The sequence below is a fragment of the Acinetobacter sp. T63 genome, from assembly GCF_053852345.1.
Window position 1 is genome coordinate 369,172 of sequence record NZ_CM132659.1, and the last position, 16,868, is coordinate 386,039.

Consider the following 16,868-nt stretch of genomic DNA (forward strand, 5'->3'; position numbering starts at 1 on the left):
ACAGGAATGTGGATGCACGCGGATGCAACAGTATTATTTTTCCCTCCATGACACCACACAACAGTTATTTCTGCATCGGGGGCCGGCCGCCGAGGCAGAATTTATCTGGCTGGACTATACCCGGGAAGATGTACGCCAGCATCCGGAACAGTGGCAGCAACAGGTACTGCAGCACACCCAGCTGTGGCTGAATGAATATCATCTGCGAGATATTTTAAATCTGGAACATCCCTGTAATTTCGACAGTCTGGAAGATTATGACCTGCTGATTTTCCGCAAACTGATTACTCCGGATGACCAGATTCATAACTTTAATGACGAAGCGCATGAGCATGTGTTTGGCTTAAGCACCACACCGGTCAGTTTTATTCTGACCCCGCAGGTGCTTATTACGGTGAGTGAGCAGGGCAATAAAGCCATCGAAAATTATATTGCCCGTTTAGATACCATTTTAAGCCGGCCGGCTGAAGAGCAGAATAAACCAAAAAAACTGGCGACCTCGCCTCTAGATTTGGCCTTACGTTTACTGAACAGTATGGTCGATGACTATTTAAACCTGCGTCATCCTTTAACCCGCCGGGTCGAGTTTTGGCAGCGTGAGCTGTTGCAGGGCCATCGCCGTTTTAACCAGTGGCATCAGTTGCTACAGGAAAATATGGCATTTCAGCATGTGGAAAATCTGTGTGAAGAACAGATTGATACCTTGCAGGAACTGCGCGATGAAATTGTCGAAAACTATCTGCATTTAAAAGGCAAGAAACGCAGTGAAAAACAGGAAATCATGCTGGTGCGGGTAGATGACTTAAGCAGCCATGTGGCCCGCATCCAGAAACATACCTTGCGTTTAAGAAGTGCCATTCAGGCGGCCATAGACCTGCATTTTTCTGCCATTGCCAACCAGACCAATGAAAATATGCGGATTCTGGCGATTATTACCGCGGTGTTTGCACCCTTAACCCTGTTAACCGGAATTTACGGCATGAATTTCGTGATGATTCCGGGGCTGGATTCACCCTATGCTTTCTGGGTGATGCTTGGCACCATGCTTATTACCACCTTGTTGCTGCTGTATTATTTTTATCAGCGGCATATGGTGGGACGCGGTGAAAAAAGTGTGCTGGACATGCTTTCGCAGCGGCCGGATCGGACCCGGATGGACCTGTTCTGGTTTCTGGATTATGTGCCTGGCAAGCCATTACTGCCGGAAGGTCAGAACGCTCTTCGAGATTCTCAGCTTAAACCAAAATAATGCAGCCTTCATTTGCCTGCCCGAAAGAAAGCATCTGCTTTCTTTCGGGCAGCGTGCAGATTTCATCGCACTGCAATAAAAACCGGTTAAGGTGAAGATGAAGGATTTTGCTGGGCCTGCTGCAAAAGCTGATAAATCTGATCTTTCAGTTTTAATTTTTTGCGTTTCAGCGCCTCGATATCATCATTAATCTGATGAACCGGATCAAGCTCGAGCTGGCTGATTTTCCGGTCCAGATGTTCATGATCTTCAAACAGGCGCGCAAAATGTGGGTTGTCTTCGCGCAGTTGTTGCATTAATTCCCGAAACTCCGGGAACATGAGTTTGACCTTTTTGTTGCATTCTTTTGTTTTCATTGCGACCGTCTATTTTCCCAAAAATAAAGAGAGGGAAATACGCAGATTTCCCTGTAGAGAGTAAATGGCGTGGTGCCTAGCTTTGTCTTAAATGCAGATGTTTGACTTCTTTGCGCAAATTTTGCAGCTCATCAATCAGGTCGAGCATCATGGCGACGGCAGAAAAGCTGGCATTAAAATCACGTTGCAGGCGATAAGCCTGGCGGGCACGAGAGACATCTTCCCCAAAAAACTGGTGAATCCGTTCTTCCGGACGTGAAGGGAGAATGTCATATTCTAAAAGCTGTAATACCCATTCCGGGCTTTGACCACAAGCTTCAGCAAAATGCTCTAAATCAAAAGATACGCGCTCATCTATAATTTCAGCTTGTGGGCGACCAGACTGGGAGTTTTCGCGATATTGGATCGTGGTCATGGCTTACTCCTTTTAGCTTGAACTTGTTAAAACAAGGAAGAGCAGATGCATGGGTTGTTCTAACGTAATTTCGGGTCTATGCGCTGCGCTCTTGTTGTTTTATCTGAAGGATTAATTTTATTTAAAACCATATTTCAGCATTTGGCTGTTTTGTTTGGTATTCCTTTGTGCTTGAAACGTAGCCTTGCTTGCTTTTTCGCCATTTTGCTGGCACCAAGGACGCTCAGCAGGCCTACTTTTGGCTAATCTCCAGTTTAAATAAACTGTTTAAATTTTATTCATTATTCAGGCTTTCGAGAGGGACGGACAGAGGGTAGAGCAACTATATTGTTTCAAATTATGTCCATATCATTAAGATAAAATGAAGGCTTCCGTAGAAGCCTCTTGTAAACCTGTTGAAGAATCAGTATTTAATCGAGGTCACGCTACGACCAATCACGGAAACACCGACATAGCCGCGTAAGGTCAGGCGTTTACCGTTGGCACTTAGGCGTGCCTTGCCTTTATAGACTTTGCCGCCAATCGGGTCGAGTACACTGCCTTGCACAAACTGTAACGGGTTTTTTGGATCCTGCCTAAAGCCCCAGATAAATGGCAAGCCGATAAACGGTTTGTTTTTAAGCTGGCCCGGACATTGGTGGCAAATATGCATTTTTTCTGCGCCCGGAATGTTGCGGGTTTCAACAATAATACCTTCATAGGTGCCATCTGGCTTTTTACGGATTTCGACATCGGCACGGGAATAACTGGTACGGTCATCAATTGTTTTCCATTTCCCCACCAATTGATCATTCTCTGCGAAAGATACGCCTGAAACTGTTGCCAAAAGCAATCCAGCAACAATCCCTGTAAACCCCTTTTTCATGATTATTATCCCCCAACGCCATGCGCGTTATTAAAATTAGAGTAAAGTGCCTAATTCTATAGAAGAAAATACTGTTAAATCAATGAAATAATAAGTGAAAACGATCACAATAAGGCAGTAAACCGCTAAGTGGTTGCAGCTATTACGCGCGCTTGAATTCATCAGTCAGGTTATACAGAGAATGTGTGCGTACGCTAGATGAATAAATTGGTACGGTTTGTCGCAACCCCATAGCTTAAAAAAGATGAGTAACAGCTTGAGCGAGATTGATGCTGAGTTCAGCAAAAAGCGTGCGCTATTTGAACCTATATCTGCAGGGTCATAAAGATTGAACAAAACTAAGAGCGCATTCTCGCTCTTTTAAGGGCGAGTTAGCTCTTTTTTAATGACATGGACTTTTTAGCATTTTTTTCTGACGTTGGTGTTCTTTGTTCTTCAATGTATTTTTTCACTACATCCAAACTTGCGCCACCACAGGATACAGCGCAGTAACTAGGCGACCAAAAGTGATTGCCCCATAGTTTTTCCTTAACTTCATCCCAAAATGAACGCCTTAAAACATAAGAACTTTTCCCTTTCAGTTTTCCAACTAGGTTGGAAACTGAGTGCTTTGGATGAACACTTACAAGCAGGTGGATGTGATCATCTTCACCATTAAACTCAATAAGCTCACAATCCATTTGCAAACAGGTTTCTTCCATAATCTCTTTTAGGGAGGAAAGCATGTCTTTTGTTAATACATCTCTTCTGTATTTCGTAACAAATACTAAATGAACAATGTTTTTATAAATGCATGATCTACCTGTTCTCCACTCGTACATCTTATCCTCATACTAGATTTACTTTAACCTTATTTTAAGCTAAAATAACCTCAACACCTAGAGGTTTTTCAATTGCTAACAGGCATCCAATTAAGAGCATACCCAACACAACATCAAAAGCTGATTTTAAGTCAGTGGATGGGTTGTGCTCGTTTCGTTTGGAATGCCAAATGTGATGAGGATAAATACTTTCGAGGATTTGCCCGTAAGTTTGCAACTTTTGATCACTATTATGAAACCCAAGATCAAAAATACGCTCACTTTAAATCAGATGATATTAGTTCATGGCTTGCAAACTGCCCTAGTACAATACAAAAGAACTCAACCGTTAATTGGTACAACACACTCAAAAAATCTATTAAAGGTTTATGTGGGCGACCAAAACGTAAAAAGAAGACAGATAAAGGTTCGATTCATTTAACCTCTGATTTATTCGAGTTTCGCACGGAAAGAAATAAGCGCAAGCTATATATCGGTGGTAAAAAATTTAATATAGGCTCATTAAGTTTTAAGGCTCATGCTAACTTTAAAGAACCGAAATCCCTTTATATTCGCAAAGAGCGTGGTCAATATTTCGTTTCTTTCTGCTATGAAGATGGTGTTGAGATTCAAGAGTTTGACGGTAAGAAATTCGATGCTAAAAAATACGCCAAAAGACAGTTAGATCATTTGCAGGGCATGGACGAAGAACAACTACAAAAAATAGTGGTTGGTATAGATCGTGGTGTCACCATTCCTGTTCATGCAGGCTATGAAGAATTTGATTTCTCTAAAGAACAAAAGAATCATTTAACAAAAGCAGATCGCTACATTAAGCGACTGCAAAGAAAACTCGCTCGACAAGTAAAAGGCTCAAACCGAAGAGCTAAGACTAAACATCGAATTGCGGTGCATCACTCTAAGAAAGCCAATATTCGCAAGGACTTTGCTCATAAGACAAGTCATAGCCTAGTTAATGGTTTAGCTAAGGTATTTATCTTTGAAAAATTAAATACCAAGAGCATGACTAAAAAGCCTTTACCAAAGATCGATGAATCAGGTCGATTTATTCCTAATAAGGCTAAAGCCAAAGCAGGCTTAAACAAATCTATCCTGAACGTGGGTTGGCATAGAATTGCATCATTCCTAGCTTACAAAGCAGTTAAGCTAGGTAAAGCGGTATTTACCATCAATGCTTCTTATACAAGTCAAGAGTGCGCTTTATGCGGTCACACTCACCCCGACAATCGCAAAAGCCAAGACAAGTTTAAATGCGTGAGTTGTGGACACATTGACAATGCAGATCACAATGCATCAGTTGTTATTAAGAACAGGGCGATTAATTTAATTTTAGACAGTGGAACGCTGTTGGATGACAATCATTTGTCATCTAGTGGGCGCAGAGGTATTCGTAAGACGACTAAGGGTGTTAAAGCCCTTTTTCGCAGTACCAATGAAGCGTCAAAAGAGATGTGTGCAACTTAGGTTGCACTACGGAAACTCGGTTGCTTTAGCTCCGAGTAGTTCATTAAACGCATAAAACTGAACATAAAAAAGAGACCAAACTGTTCTCCAATTTGATCTCTCGGACATTTTAAATTGTACGGCTTAGCTTAGGTGTTCACCAAACAGGCCGAGTGCTTCTTCTGCAGTAAACTGATAACGTGCATTACAGAACTGGCAATCCATCACAATCGGGTTTTGATGTTCCAAGGTTTCGCGTACTGCATTGGCCCCAATCTGGGTCAGTGCCGTAGCACAGCGTTCTTTGGAACAGGTACAGCCAAATTTAAGATGTTCAACTTCTGGCAGACGTACTTCTTCTTCGTTGTACAGACGGTACAATACTTCCTGAACTTCCAGATCGGTCAGTTCGCTGGTTTTCAGGGTTTCGGTCAGCATGGTCAGACGTGGCCATAAATCTTCATCTACACGTTGCTGTTCTTCTTCGCTATTTCGCGGTAACAGCTGAATCAGCAAGCCGCCAGAACGCTGGTCGTTGCTGGCCAGTACAATACGGGTGGGAATTTGTGCAGATAAATCATAGTATTGCATCAGGCAGCCGGCCAGATTTGGCTTGTCTAAAGGCACAATACCCTGATAACGCTCACCAAATTCCGGTTCAATATTAATAAACAGCACCGGATTGACCAGGGTTTTGAGTACCGTGCTGCTGTCTTCAGCCTGCTGGAAATGTGGATCTGGTTCATAATCTGCCAAAGCACGAATTTCACCCAGATGATTACATTCGGCCATTGCCCATTTAAAGGTGCCGCTGGCCTGAATTTGCAGGCTAATCCGACCTTTAATTTTTAAGGTACTGGCCAGCAAAGCGGTGGCACTGAGCATTTCTCCCAAAAGGACCTGGATGGCAGGCGCATAGTCACGTTGGGCCAAAATGGTTTGCAGGGCTTCTTCAAGATGAACAATCTCACCGCGGACAGGGCTATCTTCAATAAAAAAGCGTTGGCGTAAATCAGACATAAAATTCTCCATAACCCTGCATTAATGGTGATGATATTGTAAATCACAAGTCAGTTTGATTCATTACGTGTTACATCAATATGATGGTTTTGTAGTGAACGCTTTAAATCTACACCGGTCGGGCTTTCCCGGACCTGAGCATCATTCTCGAACAGGTGCTCCAGCTCGGCCAGTGCATTGCGATGAGTTTCATAGATTTTTTGCTCATCGGTATAAATATTCTGCTGCTGGGCCAGTAATTTTTCATCATAACTGCGAAACAATTCGATACTCTTGTAAGCATCTTCTTCTGCAATACCCTGGTCGCGTAGCGCGCAATAGGCCATGCCTAAAGAAGATAAATAGGTTTCACGCCAGATGTGTTCAACGCCTAAATCCCGCAATAAATGCACATGATGGCGGTCACGGGCACGCACCAGCAGTTTGAGCTGCGGATAATTCAGGCGGATATGCCGGGCCACATTCATCGAGTCTTCAATATCATCAATGGCCAGAATAAAGGTCTTGGCATGTTCAATCCCCGCAGCACGTAAAATATCGGGCTGGGTGGCATCGCCATAATAGACTTTACCGCCATAATTGCGCACAAAATCGACTTTATCCAGGTTGCTGTCAATGGCGGTATAGGGTAGGTGCTGCAAATAGGCCACCCGTGCAATAATCTGCCCAACCCGGCCAAAACCGGCAATAATCAGCGCTGGATGCGCATCGGGAATCTGGTCATATTCCGGCGTCTTGTCCTGATTCAGACGCGGAATCACTTGACTGGTCATGAACCAGTACAGCACCGGGGTTAGCACCATCGACAGGGTCACCATCAGGGTAATCGGCTCTAAAATGGCCTGTGCCACCACTTTTTCTGTTAAGGCAACCTGTAACACCACAAAGGCAAATTCACCGCCTTGCGCCAGACAGGTGGCCAGTAGCAAACTGTTTTGCCAGGAATATTTAAAATACCGGGCAATTGCGGTCAGGGAAATAAATTTCACCAACAGCAGTACTAAGGCGCCGCCGAGAATGAACAGTGGACTGTCGATCAGCAGGGACATCTGAGTGGTCATCCCCACGGTCATGAAAAACAGGCCGAGCAATAGTCCTTTAAACGGTGCAATACTGGCTTCCAGTTCATGTCGGAATTCGGAATCGGCCAGTAGCACCCCGGTCAGGAAGGCGCCAAGCGTGGTGCTAATCCCCAAGACATCCATCAGGCAGACCACGGCCAGCACAATAAACAGGCCGACCGCGGTAATCAGCTCATGCGCGCCGGTTTTGGCAACAAAACGGAAAAACGGGCGCATGAGATAACGGCTAAATAAAAACAGTCCGCTAAAGGTGGCTAAAATCGCGGCGAAATAGGCCAGCCCATGATGAGTCGATTCGGTACCGGCCAGCAAGGGAATAATCGCAATTAATGGAATGGCGGCGATATCCTGAAACAGCAGAATTGAAAAAGACTGCTGGCCATAACTGCTGTTCAGCTGCTGTTTTTCATTTAAAAGTTGCAGCACAAAGGCGGTTGAGGACAGGGCCAGGGCAAAACCAATAATCAGGCTGGCAGCAATTTGCTGCTGCAAACTGAAAAACACCAGAATCGCCAGTAACAGGCCAGTGACGGCCACCTGCGCGCTGCCCATGACAAAAATCGACTGACGCATTTGCCAGAGCCGCTGGGGCCGCAGTTCCAGACCAATAATGAACATCAGTAAAATGACGCCAAATTCAGCCAGTTCCTGAATGGCTTCCGGGTCGCTGGCGATATTGAACACACTCGGGCCCAATAAAATACCGGTAAACAGATAGCCGAGTACGGTGGCAATCCCAAAACGCTTGAGCAGCGGAACCAGTAATAAAGAGGCACCCAGAAACAGGGTGATTTGCAGCAGTAACGACATCGACAATCCTAGGAGTTATGGTGCCCTCAGGCTGCAGCCAAAGTCAGTGGTTAACTGAATTCCTGAGGGTCTATATCTAAGCTAAGTTTCATATTTGATGGCTTGTGATGCAACATATTTTGCCACCATGCACGTAGATAAAAATGTAAACGGGCGCGATCTTGCGACAACAGCACCAGATGCGCCTGATAGCGGCCGGCCTTGCGTTCCATTGGCGCCGGAATCGGTCCCCAGATATCAATTAACTGTTCAGAATTTTCTCGCAGCCACTGGGCATGTTGCTGTAAAAACTGCTGGTTCTGCTCCTGACTTTTGGATTCGCAGCGAATCAGGGCGGTATAGCGAAACGGGGGCAGCAGGGCGGCCTGACGTTCTTTTAAGGTTTGCCGGGCAAAGGCACGATAATCCTGCTCGACCAGGGTGCTCAGCAGCGGATGATCAGGACGCAGGGTCTGTAAATAGACATCGCCTTTATGTTCACCGCGGCCGGCACGACCGGCCACCTGCACAATCAGCTGCGCAGTCCGCTCTGGCGCCCGGATATCAACACTTAACAGGCCGGCATCAATATCTAAAATCGCTACTAAGGTGACATAAGGAAAATGGTGGCCTTTGGCCAGCATTTGGGTGCCGAGCAGAATCAGCGGCTGGCTGGTTTGAATGCGGTCATAAATTTTTTGCCAGCTGCCGACGCGGCTGGTGGAATCGCGGTCCACCCGCACCACATCGTAATCCGGGAACAGCTGTTGCAGGTTTTCTTCAACCTTGGCTGTGCCCATGCCCAGGGTTTTCAGTTCATTATGCTGGCACTGCGGGCATTGCTCCGGCTTGCGTTGAATGGTGCCACAATGATGGCAATGCAGATGGGTATATGGACTATGATGCAGGGTAAAGTTGGCATCACAGTGTGGGCATTGTGCCTGCCAGCCGCAGCTGTCACAGACCAGCACCGGTGCATAACCACGGCGGTTTAAGAAAATCAGCACCTGTTCTTTTTTCTGCAGGCGTTTTTTGATTTCCTGAATCAGCAGCAGGCTTAGACCTTGCTGCTTTTGCGCAACTTTTAAATCAATGATGTGAATTTTCGGCATCAGTGCCGGGCCGGCACGCTGGTTCAGTTCCAGACGGATCATTTTACCCTGTTCCGTTAAGGCATAGCTGTCAATGCTGGGCGTGGCCGAACCGAGAATCACCGGGCAGTGTTCTAAATGAGCACGGTATAAGGCCACATCGCGGGCATGGTAACGAAAGCCTTCCTGCTGTTTAAATGACAGGTCGTGTTCTTCATCCAGAATAATCAGCCCCAGATTGGGCAGCGGGGTATAAATTGCCGAGCGTGTACCAAGAATAATCGAAGCCTTGCCAGTCTGGGCGGCCTGCCAGGCCTGCAGACGTTTGCTGTCATTTAAACCGGAATGCAGCAGCGCAATATGACAGTGAAAACGTGACTGGAAGCGGCTAATGGTTTGAGGAGTCAGGCCAATTTCCGGCACCAGCACCAATACCTGTTTACCCTGTTTTAGCACTTCCTGCATGATCTGCAGATAGACTTCGGTTTTACCACTACCGGTCAGACCATCGAGTAAAAAGGCCTGATAACGATGCTGCGCTTTCAGTACGGTTTCAATGGCCCGTTTCTGGTCACTGTTCGGGGTTAACGGCATTTGCGCCAGCGTCATTGGCACCGGGCTAAAATCCTGCTGCTCCAGATCGCAATAGCAAATCTGCTTTTTTTCCAGCGCTTTTAAGGTTGCAGTTTCAATACCGGCCAGATTCAGGATATTTTCTGAAGTCCCGCTCGGATGCAGCTTCAGGACTTTATAGGCCTCCTGCTGCTTCTCGGAGCGCTTCAGTTTGGCTTCGGCCTGATCATCCAGTAGTTTCCACATTCGTGCCAGTAAATTATACGGGCGTCCCTGACGTAACAGGCTGGGCAGGGCGCTATGCATCACTTCGCCAATCGGAAACTGATAATACTGCGCCGACCATGTCAACAAAGTTAAAACTTTCTGATCTAGAATTGGCTGCTGGTCGAGCAGCTCGCTAATGGCTTTCAGTTTAATCTTGGGGTCAAGCGGATGATCGGGCGGGAGTTTTTCAATAATGATGCCCACCAGATTCTGCCGGCCAAAGGACACCAGCACCCGCGCGCCAACGGCAGCCTGCTGATATTCAGCCGCACTGAGCATATAGTCAAACCCGTCATACAGATAGACCGGAACAGCTACACGAACACGGTAGATGGGGGCGGGATGAACGGGCGAATTTGGCATAACAGCGGGTCTGCTTCCTGATGAAAATGTCGTCGTGCTCGATCTGGAGTTATGATAGAGTGAGCAAATAATTTATATCTCAGAATATGAATGATTTTGGTGGTGAGACGCAACTGCGTTGAATAATTTTTTGGAAAATTAGAGCATTACAATGCCTGCATATCAGTTTACAGCCCTTGATGCATCAGGAAAGCAGCAAAAAGGGGTTTTAGAAGGGGATTCTGCACGGCAGATTCGTCAGCAATTGCGTGACAAGGCCCTTATCCCGATTAGCGTTGATCCGGTAGAACAAAAACAGAAGCATCAGGCCCAGCGCTGGTTCCAGAAAAAAATGACCGCTTATGATCTGGCCTTAATGACCCGGCAGCTGTCGGTACTGGTGGCCGCAGCCATTCCGCTGGAAGAAGCCTTGCGCGCCGTGGCCAAGCAAAGTGAAAAAGTCCATGTGCAGAATTTATTGCTGTCGGTACGCTCCAAGGTTTTAGAAGGATATTCACTGGCCAATGCCTTACAGCAGTCGGGGCATTTTCCGGATTTATATATTGCCACCATTGCCGCCGGGGAACGTTCTGGACATCTGGATTTAATTCTGGACCAGCTGTCGGACTACACCGAAAACCGCTTTGCCATGCAGAAAAAAGTGCAAGGCGCGATGATTTATCCAATTATTTTAATGCTGATGTCCTTTGCCATTGTGATGGGGCTGATGACCTATGTGGTGCCGGATATTGTCAAAACCTTTGATCAGGACAAAGGCGCCTTGCCGTGGATTACCGTGGCGTTAATGCAAGCCAGTGATTTTATCCGTCTGGCCTGGCCCTTTTTGCTGGTCGGGACGATTCTGGGCATCTTCCTGTTGGTCCGCTTTTTAAAAACCTCGGCCGGCCATTATGCATTTGATCGTTTAACCCTCAAACTGCCACTATTCGGTAAACTGTCACGTGGTATAAACGCAGCACGTTTTGCCAGCACCCTGTCGATTCTGACCCAGTCCGGTGTGCCTTTGGTTGATGCCTTAAAAATTGGCGCTGCGGTCAGCAGTAACTGGGTGATCCGCGATTCGGTTAATCTGGCGGCCGAGAAAGTCACCGAAGGGGGGAACTTGGGCACCCAACTGGAGCGCAGTGGTTATTTCCCGCCGATGATGGTACAAATGATTAAAAGTGGTGAAGCATCGGGTGAGCTCGACCGGATGCTGGAGCGCGCATCGACCATGCAGGATCGGGAGGTGACCACGCTCATCTCGACCTTACTGGCGCTGCTGGAGCCCTTAATGCTGGTGCTGATGGCCAGTATTGTGCTGGTGATTGTGATTGCGGTGATGCTGCCTATTGTCAATATGAATAATATGATTTAAATCGAGACCCATTGAAGATAACAAATGATGAAAGATTCAAGAGAGAACCTGATGCAACGGAAATCCTATTCGAATAAACAGGCCGGTTTTACCCTCATTGAAGTAATGGTGGTGATTGTCATTTTAGGCGTGCTGGCGGCGCTAATTGTCCCGAACGTGATGGGCCGTGGTGAAAAAGCCAAAGTCGATACCACCGCAATTACCTTAAAAGGTGTGGCCGGCGCGCTGGATCAATACAAGCTGGACAATGGCCGTTATCCGTCCATGCAGGATGGCGGTTTAGATGCGCTGGTCAATCAGCCCGCGTCAGCTAAAAACTGGTTGCCGGGTGGTTATGTCAAAGGTGGTTATCCAAAAGACAGCTGGGACAATGACATTCAATATGTAATTCCAGGCTCTGAAGGTCGCGCTTTTGACCTGTATTCTTTTGGTGCAGATGGTCAGCAGGGCGGTGAAGGCACCGATGCCGATATTTATTATCAGCCTTAAGCCGGCTTGATTATAAATGCCGTGATGGAATATATCACTTCACCTGATTGGACTATTCAATTAAAGGTGAAGTGATAATAGCTCTTAATTATAAAAAATATACTAATATCTTGATAAATATAGATTTAAGATAATCTTCCAGATTTGAGATTCATAATAAGAATTATTCCCAACAGTACTGATTACAATAATCCTGGGAATGTGGAGCAATATCATCTATTTATTTCATTAAAACCGTTCATAATAAGTCAAAAGGCACATATTTGTCTGGAGGATGGTATGAAAGCATTAATCTTGTCGGATGAAATTAACCAGTTTCACTGGACGATGCTGAAGTCTGTTCTGCTGATTTTAAGCCTGCTTCCCTTGAGTCAGGGCTTTTTGCATCTCTGGCAAAGCACCGAAGGCAGCAGCCAGATTATGGTCGGTTTCTTCGCGCTGAGCCTGATGAGCTCGTGCTTGCTCTTAAGTTTCTGGTCGGCGCTACAAGCCACTATTTTAAAACTAGAACCAGAACAGGCCTCTTGCTTTGAGCAGGCAGTGGTAAAAGTCTATCGTTATTTGCCGATGTTCTCTCTGGCGGCGATGCTGTCCTATCTGGTGACCCAGCTTTAAATATAGACAAAATAAAAAAAACCGAGGCATGCACCTCGGTTTTTTTATTACGCCTCCCTTTTACAAAGGGTGAGAAGCACTGCTTCGCAAGGGAGGGATTTATAAAGTTAATCCCCTTAACCCCCCTTTGATAAAGGGGGACTTCATAGGCGAATTATCTTCTCGACTTAAAGCTGACATCGACCTTACGTGGACGATAGATCCAGCCCAAAATCAGCAACAGGAAGGAGAAGATCAGCACCGGCCAATCACTAAGGCGGGTATACAAGGTCTGGCCCTGCATTGCCGGTAACTCACCGCGCAGCACTGCTTCCTGATCAATTGGAGCCTGCTGCACAATATGGCCCTGATGGTCAATAAAGGCGGTCACACCGGTATTGGTGGCCCGAATAAACCAGCGGCCATTTTCTTTGGCACGCATCTGCACCATCTGTAAATGCTGCCACGGGCCGGCTGTACCGGTAAACCAGGCATCATTGGACACAGTCACCAGAAAATCACTCTGGCTGGCATTACGACGGGTCAGATTCGGATAGGCCACTTCATAACAGATGGCTGCACCCAACGGTGAGTTATGAATCATCAGCGGTTTTTGCTCTTTGGCACCGCGCGAAAAACCACTCATGGATGGATCATTCTGCAAGGCCGGCAAGACCCAGCTTAACAGGCCGGATAAAGGAATATATTCACCAAATGGCACCAGGCGCTGTTTCTTGTATAAGCCTTCTGAATCTGTACCGGTGGCCATAATACTGTTGTAGTACATCGGCTGGCCATTTTGCTGTGATTCAGGCAGGTCCCAATACGGAATACCGGTGACCCAGGCACTTCCCGATTTTTCCGCCTCGGTTTTCATGGCGGCTAAAAACGGTTCGATATCGGTCTGGAACATTGGAATGGAAGATTCTGGCCAGACAATCAGGTCGCGGCCCCATTCGGTGCGGGTCAGTTCGCTGTAGATTAACAGGGTTTTCAGTTGATATTCGGTCAGCCATTTCAGGTCTTGTGGAATATTGCCCTGAATCAAGGACACGGACAGCGGCGGTTCATCTTTCTCGCTGACAAAACTGAGCTGGGAAGCACCCCCAGCACCGGCCAGGAGCAGCAATGACGGCACCAGCCAGAAGATGCGTTTATTCAGAATTTCCACCAGCGCACAGGCCAGAATAATGGCCACAAACGACACCCCGAACACCCCGAATAAAGGCGCATAGCTGTCCAGAAAACGCTCGGTAAAGGCATAGCCGACAAATAGCCACGGGAAACCGGTAAATACCCAGGTTTTGGCCCATTCAAAGAACACCCACAGCGGCGCAAAAGTTAGCGGCGTTTCCGGGAAGAAGCGGCGATACAGCCAGGTTTGAATGGCGGTAAACAGCCCCATGGCCAAGGCCATAATCGCAATCATCAGCACGCTTAAAATGGCCGGGGTATCTCCATAGACATGAATGGAGGTATATAGCCAGAAGGCACCGACAAACCACAGGCCAATACCGTAGGCCCAGCCAATAAAAAAGGCCTGTTTGGCAGAGCGCTGACGTAAAACTGCATAAAGCAAGGCCGGAGACAGCAGGGCAATCCACCAGTAATAATACGGTGCCAGGGCAAAACTGAAAATGGCACCTGCGATTAAGGCAATCAGCAGGGGATAAACTAGCGGGAGCTGTTTGTGTTGTTGGGATGAATCTAACAGCTTGGTGAAATAAGTCCTCATTGACGTACAGCTCGAATCAGATGAATAGTGCGCGCATCTGCTTCAAGAATCTTAAACTGCCAATCCCCAATTTCAATAATTTGACCTTGCAGATCACTCACCAATCCAATTTCCTGAAGCAGTAAACCGCCGACAGTTTCTACTTCATCGTCAGAAAAATCAGCATCTAAAACATTGTTAAAGTGTTCAATTGGTGTAAGTGCCTGTACCAGCCAGGTGTTGGCGGTCTGCGGATCATGATCGGGCACAATGTATTGTGCTTCGGCATCAGCCTGATCATGCTCATCTTCAATTTCACCAACAATTTCTTCCAGAATATCTTCTAGGGTTACCAGTCCTGAAGTGCTGCCATATTCATCAATTACAATGGCAATATGGGTCTGGGTATTTTTCAGCATACGCAGGACCTGATCGGAACGCGCACTTTCTGGCACAAACAGTGGCTGACGCATCAGTGCCCGGATATCAACCTTCGGCGTTGGTTCGGTCAAAAAGGGCAACAAGTCTTTGGCCAGCAGAATCCCCACTACATTGTCAGGTTGGTCTGAAGAAAAGACTGGAAAGCGTGAATGGGCCGACTCGACCAGTACATGCAGAATATCCAGCAGCTCATCATCTTCCTGCAAGCTGATCATGGAAGTGCGCGGGGTCATAACCTCACGGATTTTGGTGGCCGGCAAATCCAGCACACCTTCCAGCATTGCCACAGTATCGGGTTCTAAAAAACGACGTGAATCTTGTACTAATTTTAGCAATTCATCGCGGGTTTCCGGTGCAGTACCTAACCATTTACGTAAGCCACGCATACCCCACGATGGGCCTGATTCCTCGTGCATGATCCTTCCTAAAGACTCGTTGTATCTAAAAAACTTGATTTAATCATACCGCAGAAAATACAGTTGTCTATTGTTTATCGACTTTCGCTGAAACAATGAATTTGATGATTTATCAGGCGGATAAAGCCAGCTTGCGGCATCAGTGGTTTTGCTGGCTTTGTGTTAGAATAGAAAAATTCTATCTCGCCGAGTTTTATTATGTCTGATTCATCCATTACCCCTGCCATTCAGCTAAATACGCGTGGTCTGCGTTGCCCTGAACCAGTGATGATGTTGCATCAAGCCATTCGTAAATCTAAATCGGGCGATGTGGTGGAGATTTTTGCCACCGACAATTCTACTTCGTGGGATATTCCAAAATTCTGTATGCATTTGGGCCATGAGCTGCTGTTACAGGAAGAAGTGCTGGATGCTGCCGGTAATAAAGAATTTCATTATCTGGTCAAAAAAGGCTAGGCCATCCTCCGACAATGCCGCGGTTTTAAAGGCCATACTTTTTATCGGATAGTTACATATGGCTTTGTTGCATAAAGATTTTAAAGATAGAGCTTTCCTAAGTTGTTTAAATTTAAGTGACAACTTGGGTATGAGCTCGGCCTAATTCCATAAATTTATTTAATACTGCCACACGTGCATGAATCTCATTCACCTGGCTTTGAAAACTCCGTGCACTGAGTTTATCTCCCAATAATTTGATGCAATGCATCTTGGTTTCTACCAAGCTTCGGCGATGATACCCAGACCACTTTTTCCAAATTGCTCTTCCTAGGCATTTAACCGTTTTCAACAATTCATTTCTTTCTAAAGATCTCAGCTTTTTGTCTTTCCAGGGCTTCGCATTTTTTCTTGGCGGAATCACCGCATGTGCCTGTCGATCTGAAATGACTTTTCTGCAGTGTTTCGTGTCATAAGCACCATCTGTATAGACAGAATCAATCTGCTCATCAAGTGGAATTTGATCAAGTAAATCTTCGAGTACTTGTGAATCACTGACATTGTTTGTCGTGAGCTGAACGGCCCGTATTTGCAGCGTTTCAGCATCTATACCAATGTGAAGTTTACGCCATTGGCGACGATATTCAGGCTGATGTTTCTTACGTTTCCATTCACCTTCACCTAAAAACTTCAAGCCAGTAGAGTCGACGAGTAGGTGGAGACCATCACGACTTTTCTGATAGCTTATCGCAATATCAATATGCTTTTGTCTTCTACAAATAGTCGAATAATCTGGCGCTGTCCAATCTAATCTACAAAGTTTAATGAGGCTCTGAACAAAGCCAGTGACCATGCGTAAAGTGAGTCTAAATAGAGATTTGATCATCAAACAGCATTGAATCGCTATGTCGGAGTAGGTTTGACTTCGACCTTGTTTGCCTTGAGGTTCTGCATACCATTGTGTTTTTGGATCGAACCAAATGGCAATATTCCCACGATTAATGAGAGCTCGGTTATATGCGGGCCAATTGGTTGTGCGGTAGATTTTGTGTGTAGGCTTCTTCATTTGGAAATTATATTGCCGAAGG

The 16,868-nt window shown here is 46.2% G+C and carries 16 protein-coding genes; 6 read left to right on the forward strand and 10 right to left on the reverse strand.

Annotation, left to right across the window (positions count from 1 at the left end; translation table 11 throughout):
- Window positions 1-22: 22 nt before the first annotated feature.
- Window positions 23-1,249, forward strand: a complete 1,227-nt coding sequence (locus tag ACVLR6_RS01705; protein ID WP_455995734.1) for a magnesium transporter CorA family protein — start codon at window positions 23-25, stop codon at window positions 1,247-1,249.
- An 86-nt stretch (window positions 1,250-1,335) separates the two neighbouring features.
- Here the strand turns inward: ACVLR6_RS01705 and ACVLR6_RS01710 are convergent, their stop codons facing one another.
- The 4 genes from ACVLR6_RS01710 to tnpA all read right to left on the reverse strand — a co-directional run bounded on the left by ACVLR6_RS01710 (window position 1,336) and on the right by tnpA (window position 3,706).
- Window positions 1,336-1,605 carry a YdcH family protein gene (locus tag ACVLR6_RS01710; RefSeq protein ID WP_034598128.1) on the reverse strand — a complete coding sequence of 90 codons (270 nt, stop codon included), beginning with the start codon at window positions 1,603-1,605 and terminating at the stop codon, window positions 1,336-1,338.
- 76 nt (window positions 1,606-1,681) lie between these two features.
- The gene (locus tag ACVLR6_RS01715) at window positions 1,682-2,020 is read right to left on the reverse strand and encodes a chaperone modulator CbpM (RefSeq protein WP_005181858.1); all 339 of its coding nucleotides are present in this window, start codon (window positions 2,018-2,020) and stop codon (window positions 1,682-1,684) included.
- A 403-nt stretch (window positions 2,021-2,423) separates the two neighbouring features.
- Window positions 2,424-2,885: a DUF2147 domain-containing protein gene (locus ACVLR6_RS01720; RefSeq protein WP_455995736.1), complete on the reverse strand. Its 462-nt coding sequence runs from the start codon at window positions 2,883-2,885 to the stop codon at window positions 2,424-2,426.
- A 371-nt stretch (window positions 2,886-3,256) separates the two neighbouring features.
- A complete protein-coding gene (tnpA, locus tag ACVLR6_RS01725; protein ID WP_023274418.1) occupies window positions 3,257-3,706 on the reverse strand; it encodes an IS200/IS605 family transposase in 450 nt (149 codons plus the stop codon).
- Between the two features lie 72 nt (window positions 3,707-3,778).
- Between tnpA and ACVLR6_RS01730 the strand changes: the two genes are divergently transcribed.
- Complete coding sequence (locus tag ACVLR6_RS01730; protein WP_455995738.1) at window positions 3,779-5,170, forward strand: RNA-guided endonuclease InsQ/TnpB family protein; 1,392 nt, start codon at window positions 3,779-3,781, stop codon at window positions 5,168-5,170.
- A gap of 123 nt (window positions 5,171-5,293) precedes the next feature.
- Here ACVLR6_RS01730 and hslO read toward each other — a convergent pair whose 3' ends face one another.
- Genes hslO through ACVLR6_RS01745 form a run of 3 tightly spaced genes read right to left on the reverse strand, consistent with a single transcriptional unit; the run spans window position 5,294 to window position 10,334 of the window.
- Window positions 5,294-6,169 carry an Hsp33 family molecular chaperone HslO gene (gene hslO / locus ACVLR6_RS01735; RefSeq protein ID WP_005181862.1) on the reverse strand — a complete coding sequence of 292 codons (876 nt, stop codon included), beginning with the start codon at window positions 6,167-6,169 and terminating at the stop codon, window positions 5,294-5,296.
- Window positions 6,170-6,219: 50 nt separating this feature from the next.
- Entirely contained in the window at window positions 6,220-8,061 is a 1,842-nt protein-coding gene (locus tag ACVLR6_RS01740) for a monovalent cation:proton antiporter-2 (CPA2) family protein (protein ID WP_016659637.1), read from the reverse strand.
- Between the two features lie 50 nt (window positions 8,062-8,111).
- Complete coding sequence (locus ACVLR6_RS01745; protein ID WP_005181868.1) at window positions 8,112-10,334, reverse strand: primosomal protein N'; 2,223 nt, start codon at window positions 10,332-10,334, stop codon at window positions 8,112-8,114.
- Window positions 10,335-10,485: 151 nt separating this feature from the next.
- On the opposite strand from ACVLR6_RS01745, the gene gspF reads away from it, so the two are divergent.
- The 3 genes from gspF (at window position 10,486) to ACVLR6_RS01760 (ending at window position 12,795) form a co-directional block, all read left to right on the forward strand.
- Window positions 10,486-11,691 carry a type II secretion system inner membrane protein GspF gene (gene gspF, locus ACVLR6_RS01750; protein WP_005181870.1) on the forward strand — a complete coding sequence of 402 codons (1,206 nt, stop codon included), beginning with the start codon at window positions 10,486-10,488 and terminating at the stop codon, window positions 11,689-11,691.
- Between the two features lie 51 nt (window positions 11,692-11,742).
- Window positions 11,743-12,180, forward strand: a complete 438-nt coding sequence (gspG, locus tag ACVLR6_RS01755; RefSeq protein ID WP_005181871.1) for a type II secretion system major pseudopilin GspG — start codon at window positions 11,743-11,745, stop codon at window positions 12,178-12,180.
- A 279-nt stretch (window positions 12,181-12,459) separates the two neighbouring features.
- Complete coding sequence (locus tag ACVLR6_RS01760) at window positions 12,460-12,795, forward strand: hypothetical protein (RefSeq protein WP_168399003.1); 336 nt, start codon at window positions 12,460-12,462, stop codon at window positions 12,793-12,795.
- Between the two features lie 154 nt (window positions 12,796-12,949).
- Here the strand turns inward: ACVLR6_RS01760 and lnt are convergent, their stop codons facing one another.
- Window positions 12,950-14,509, reverse strand: coding sequence for an apolipoprotein N-acyltransferase (lnt, locus tag ACVLR6_RS01765; protein ID WP_411687306.1), 1,560 nt, complete (start codon window positions 14,507-14,509; stop codon window positions 12,950-12,952).
- The gene (locus ACVLR6_RS01770; RefSeq protein WP_005181878.1) at window positions 14,506-15,345 is read right to left on the reverse strand and encodes an HlyC/CorC family transporter; all 840 of its coding nucleotides are present in this window, start codon (window positions 15,343-15,345) and stop codon (window positions 14,506-14,508) included. Before ACVLR6_RS01770 ends, lnt begins: the two co-directional genes overlap by 4 nt.
- Window positions 15,346-15,543: 198 nt before the next feature.
- Between ACVLR6_RS01770 and tusA the strand changes: the two genes are divergently transcribed.
- Window positions 15,544-15,801, forward strand: a complete 258-nt coding sequence (gene tusA, locus ACVLR6_RS01775) for a sulfurtransferase TusA (protein WP_005181880.1) — start codon at window positions 15,544-15,546, stop codon at window positions 15,799-15,801.
- Window positions 15,802-15,913: 112 nt separating this feature from the next.
- Here tusA and ACVLR6_RS01780 read toward each other — a convergent pair whose 3' ends face one another.
- Window positions 15,914-16,846: an IS5 family transposase gene (locus ACVLR6_RS01780; RefSeq protein ID WP_034597525.1), complete on the reverse strand. Its 933-nt coding sequence runs from the start codon at window positions 16,844-16,846 to the stop codon at window positions 15,914-15,916.
- Window positions 16,847-16,868 lie beyond the last annotated feature (22 nt).

Coding starts and splice junctions, on each gene's coding strand:
- ACVLR6_RS01705 (WP_455995734.1), top strand. CDS start 23: ATGCAACAGTATTATTTTTCCCTCCATGACACCACACAACAGTTATTT.
- ACVLR6_RS01710 (WP_034598128.1), bottom strand. CDS start 1,605: ATGAAAACAAAAGAATGCAACAAAAAGGTCAAACTCATGTTCCCGGAG.
- ACVLR6_RS01715 (WP_005181858.1), bottom strand. CDS start 2,020: ATGACCACGATCCAATATCGCGAAAACTCCCAGTCTGGTCGCCCACAA.
- ACVLR6_RS01720 (WP_455995736.1), bottom strand. CDS start 2,885: ATGAAAAAGGGGTTTACAGGGATTGTTGCTGGATTGCTTTTGGCAACA.
- tnpA (WP_023274418.1), bottom strand. CDS start 3,706: ATGTACGAGTGGAGAACAGGTAGATCATGCATTTATAAAAACATTGTT.
- hslO (WP_005181862.1), bottom strand. CDS start 6,169: ATGTCTGATTTACGCCAACGCTTTTTTATTGAAGATAGCCCTGTCCGC.
- ACVLR6_RS01740 (WP_016659637.1), bottom strand. CDS start 8,061: ATGTCGTTACTGCTGCAAATCACCCTGTTTCTGGGTGCCTCTTTATTA.
- ACVLR6_RS01745 (WP_005181868.1), bottom strand. CDS start 10,334: ATGCCAAATTCGCCCGTTCATCCCGCCCCCATCTACCGTGTTCGTGTA.
- gspF (WP_005181870.1), top strand. CDS start 10,486: ATGCCTGCATATCAGTTTACAGCCCTTGATGCATCAGGAAAGCAGCAA.
- gspG (WP_005181871.1), top strand. CDS start 11,743: ATGCAACGGAAATCCTATTCGAATAAACAGGCCGGTTTTACCCTCATT.
- ACVLR6_RS01760 (WP_168399003.1), top strand. CDS start 12,460: ATGAAAGCATTAATCTTGTCGGATGAAATTAACCAGTTTCACTGGACG.
- lnt (WP_411687306.1), bottom strand. CDS start 14,509: ATGAGGACTTATTTCACCAAGCTGTTAGATTCATCCCAACAACACAAA.
- ACVLR6_RS01770 (WP_005181878.1), bottom strand. CDS start 15,345: ATGCACGAGGAATCAGGCCCATCGTGGGGTATGCGTGGCTTACGTAAA.
- tusA (WP_005181880.1), top strand. CDS start 15,544: ATGTCTGATTCATCCATTACCCCTGCCATTCAGCTAAATACGCGTGGT.
- ACVLR6_RS01780 (WP_034597525.1), bottom strand. CDS start 16,846: ATGAAGAAGCCTACACACAAAATCTACCGCACAACCAATTGGCCCGCA.